This is a genomic window from Streptomyces tailanensis (assembly GCF_008386495.1).
In the GTDB taxonomy this organism is placed as follows: domain Bacteria; phylum Actinomycetota; class Actinomycetes; order Streptomycetales; family Streptomycetaceae; genus Streptomyces; species Streptomyces tailanensis.
In genome coordinates, this window is record NZ_VTHJ01000053.1 from 63,802 (window position 1) to 68,001 (window position 4,200).

Below are 4,200 nucleotides of genomic sequence, written 5' to 3' on the forward strand. Positions count from 1 at the left end.
CACCGTCATGGACGAGGCCGAAGGTGTGGAACAGTTCGAGCGACACCACGGCCAGCACCACCGGCTCCGGATCTCCGCGGCCTCCTGCGGCGTACCAACCGCATACGCCCATCACCGGCCGGATCCGTTTGCCGCCTGCGAAGAGGAATCCACGCAAGGTGTCGAAGAGTTCCCGCAAGGCGGCTGCCGCAGAGCGGCGTTTGGCCGCCAGGAACCCGTGAGTACCGCATCAACCGCCTGCCGGACGTCCCTCAGGTCCGGCGCGGCATCGGTGAGGACGGTCAGGGGACGGCCGTCGGTACCCGTCGCAGCGATGAGCATTTCCCCTCCCGGGGAGCGAGACGAAGAACATGGGGGGTTGGGAGCAGGGGCTCCCGTACTGTCACGCCGTGATGGATCCTGCGCTGCTCGTCGCGGGCGGAAACCGAAGACGGGGGCCCATGGCAGTGCACACCCCACCAACTGGTGCACGGCTCCGCGCGCACGGCGTCACGTGCGCCGTTCACTTGGGCGGCGCTCCTTCCGCCAGGGCGACCGTGTTCTTCCGGCTACGGCGACTTGTGCGGCGTCACATCCAGGTGGCGCGGCCTCAGCCCGGCCGCGACCAGTTCGTCACGGGCCTGTGCCGCCACACCTCCGGCCTCGCACCGAGCGGCCAGGTCCACACCCCGGTACAGCGGCCCCGCGGCCTCCGCGAGGCGCCCGGCGCGGCGCAGTGCGGTGCCGAGTTCCACCAAGGCGCTCGCGTGCTCGTACGACGAGGGTGCTCTCTCCAGCACGGTGACGGCCCGCCGCAGCTGAGCGATGCCCTCCGGCCCCTCTGTCACCCGGGCGAGCACACGCACGGCGTGTCCCACCGCTGTCGCCGTACCGAACCGCTCGGCGCGCCGCAGTGCGTCCCGAGCGAGTTCCAGCGCGTGGGCGGGCTCCGTGCTCCGGGAGGCAAGCGCCAGGTGGGACAGCCACGGACACCAGGCGGGGTTGCGCATGCCTCGGAGGTCGAGGCGGTGCCCCACCTCGGTCAGCACGTCCGCGGCTTCGCTCTCCCTACCGCGGGCCAGCAGCAGATCGCCGTGGACGGTCTGGACGTCGGGAAGCGTCAGCACCGACGGGAACGGCTTGCCGAATCCGCGGCTTGCGGCCAGTTCCTCGGCGGACGCGGATTCCCCACGAGCGATGAGGATCTCGATCAGGCCTCCGAGCGCGTACCACTGCGCATGGATGCCCGCCGGCCCCAGCCGGTCGGCCAGCTGCAGCCCGGCACGGACGAAGTCCTCGGCGTCGGTGAGCCGGCCCTTCCAGAACCGGATGTAGCCCAACAGGCTGTAGCCGAGCGCGAGGTGCACTCCGCGCCAACCCTGCTGCTCGTACTCCTCAATGGCCGCCGTATAGAGCTCCTCGGCCCGATGCGGCCGGTCGCAGTACAGGAAGGTGAGGGCCACCAGCGACGGCACCTCGAACCCCCACTCCTCGTCCGTCCAGCGCATGCCCTCGGACCCCAGCGCCCGCTCGGCGTACCGCAGGGCGGTTTCCGCCGGTTCGCCGCGCACCATCGCGTTCCAGGCCCGCAGGCCGAACAGGTAGCGCTCGGTCTGGTTGCGGCCGGACAGCCGGCGGGTGAGCTGGGTGAGTCGGCGTGACAGGACGGGCACTTCCCGGCTGTGCGTGGTGATCCCCGCCACCATGAAGTGCTCCATGAACATGCGCAGGCGCATGTGCGAGTCGGTGTCCCTGCCGGTCTCCCGGGTCGCCACATCGGACGCCTCGGCCAGCCGGTCGCAGTAGGCCAGGGCCCGCATGAGGCGGATCACGATGCTCTGCCGCAGAGCCGACGGCAGATCCGGCTCCTCCAGCGCGGCCCGCAGATGGTTCGCCGTCGCGGTCGGGTCCTGCATCAGCGCCGGCGAGCCGAGTTCGTACAGCACCGTGGCCCGCAGCTCCGCGGGCGGAGGCTCGCGCAGGGCGCGGCTCAGACAGCGGCGGGCGGCCTCCGGAGCGCCGCGGCGCAGGTATTCGCGGGCCGCTTCGAGCAGTTGCTCCGCGGCCCAGGCGTCACCCTCCGGCTGCGTCTCCAGCAGATGCCGCGCCGCCGCGGCCGGGCCCTGCCCCGCCTCGAGGAGTTCCCAGGCTGCCTTGCCGTGCAGGGCCACCCGCGTCGCGATCGGAATGGCACGGTAGATCGCCGTCGCGATGAGCGGATGCACGAATTCCAGCGCCGGGCCGTACGTCAGAATCCGCTCGGCCCGCAGCACGTCCGCGGCTTGGGTGAACTCGGCCTGGCCGAGCGCCGCCAGAGACGCGGCCAGGCACGGGGTCGCCTCCGAACCGAGGACGGCCACTGCCCAGGACAGCCGGATCGTGACCTGGCCCAGTTCGTGCAGCCGGTCCACCAGGCCGCCGCCCCAGGTCTCCGCCGCGAGATCCCGCAGCGCGTGGGCGTTCTCCCGGATGGGGGCCAGATGACGGTCGCCCACCTTTGCCACCAGCTCGACCGTCTCGAACGGGTTGCCGCCGGTCACCAGCCAGGCTTCCTGGCAGAAGTCGTCGTCGGCCTCGGTGTCCAGCCCCTCGCGCATCAGATCCGCGACGGCGCTCGGGCTGAGCGGCGCCAGGTCCAGGGGACGGACCCGGTTCCGCTCGACCATGTCGGTGAACTCGGCAGCCCCTTCGCCGAGTTCGTCTGGGCGGTAGGCGACGAGCATCAGCACCGGCAGCTCCTCGACCCGTCTCGCGAAGGACGTGAGCCACGCCATGGACTCCGCGTCCGCCCAGTGGAGGTCGTCCACGGCGAGGACCAACGGCCCCCGCTGGACGGCCACATGGGTGACGACCCAGTCCAGGCCGTCCCGCACACCCTGCGGATCCGGCGCCGCGCCCTCCGCCGCGGGAGGGCACAGCCCGACACACGGGCCCACGATGCCGTACCAGTCGCCCAGTGCCTCCCGGCGCTCGCTCTCGGAGTACGAGGCGAGCAACGGCTGGAACAACTGGCGCACCATGTGGAACGCAAGGCTCTGTTCCTGCTCCACGCCCTTGGCGAAGAGCCCCGTGCACTCCCGTTCGGCCGCGCGGCGCCGCACTTCGTTCAGCAGGGTCGTCTTGCCCCCTCCGGCCGGTCCGGTGAAGGCCAGCAGGCCGCCGCAAAGCTCGGCGGGAGTCGCCGTCGGCGTCGCCGAGCGCCCAGTCAGGGCCTCCAAGGCGGCCTGGGCAGTGGCCAGTTCGGCCTCTCGCTCCAGAGTCCTCGGCAGGGTCCGCACACCACGCTCACGCGGTTTCCCTGCCGTCGTCCGGGCTACCACCCGCAGCGGGTCGGCCTTATCAGTGATCACCGGTTTCCCTCCCGGCACGGGGCAGCCAGCACAACGGCGATTCGCCGCTCGATGCTGACACAGCGTAGCGGCTGCGCAGCGGTCAGAGACAAGCCTGCCGTCTCTTTCGTATTCTCAGGAGATTCCACGTGTATGCTCCTGCGCTCTGTCGATGCCCGGCCGGTGCAGGTATCGCTCACCCCTCGCCAGACGTCTCCGATCGCCCGACTGGAGGGCGCCCCCGCGCTCGGCACCGCGCGAGCACGGGGCCGTGCCGACTGTCGGGATCCGCTCCGGCCCCCGCGACGGCCGGCCACCCGTACCACCGGACGGGCACCGCGCGGGGCCCAGGCCCGCCCCCCTGGGCGGGATCAGCCACTGGCCGGTCTCGTCCGCGCAGCAGATGTGGGCGCCCAGGTCGTGCACGGTACTTTTACCCGCGGCCACACCTCGGCCTTCCACACCTCGATCGCCTCCTCATCCCGCTCCAACGCCCCGCGCACCGGCACCTGACAGCTCCACCCGTGCCGCTTCAGCAGCCGCCACACCCCCTGCACGGTGTAGCCGACGCGGAACAACCGCCCGATCACCACCTTGACCCGCTTCAACATCCAGCCCTGGTCCTCGCCGTCGAAGCCGTGCGCCAGCAACCCACGCTTCAACTCCGCCTCCAGACACCGCCACTGCCTGGGGGCGACAGCCGCTCCACCGACATCGGCCCCACCGACGCCAGCGCCACGGCACCACCTTGCCGCCAGACCGCCCGCCACCGGCGCACCGACCGGTCCGTCACCCGCAGCTCCGCCGCGATCTGCGCCGTACCCGCCCTAGGGCGCGTATCTGGTTTCGATCAATCTGGCGGATCCGGCCCGCGCGGTGTGGCGGATCCGGT

The 4,200-nt window shown here is 71.6% G+C and carries 1 protein-coding gene and 1 pseudogene; both read right to left on the bottom strand.

All coding sequences use genetic code 11. The annotated features are described in order from the left end of the window. Window positions 1-548: 548 nt before the first annotated feature. Window positions 549-3,329, bottom strand: coding sequence for an ATP-binding protein (locus F3T56_RS34135; RefSeq protein WP_246204179.1), 2,781 nt, complete (start codon window positions 3,327-3,329; stop codon window positions 549-551). A 266-nt stretch (window positions 3,330-3,595) separates the two neighbouring features. Next, window positions 3,596-4,119 (bottom strand): annotated as a pseudogene (locus tag F3T56_RS50275) (winged helix-turn-helix domain-containing protein); the annotation flags it as partial. Window positions 4,120-4,200 lie beyond the last annotated feature (81 nt).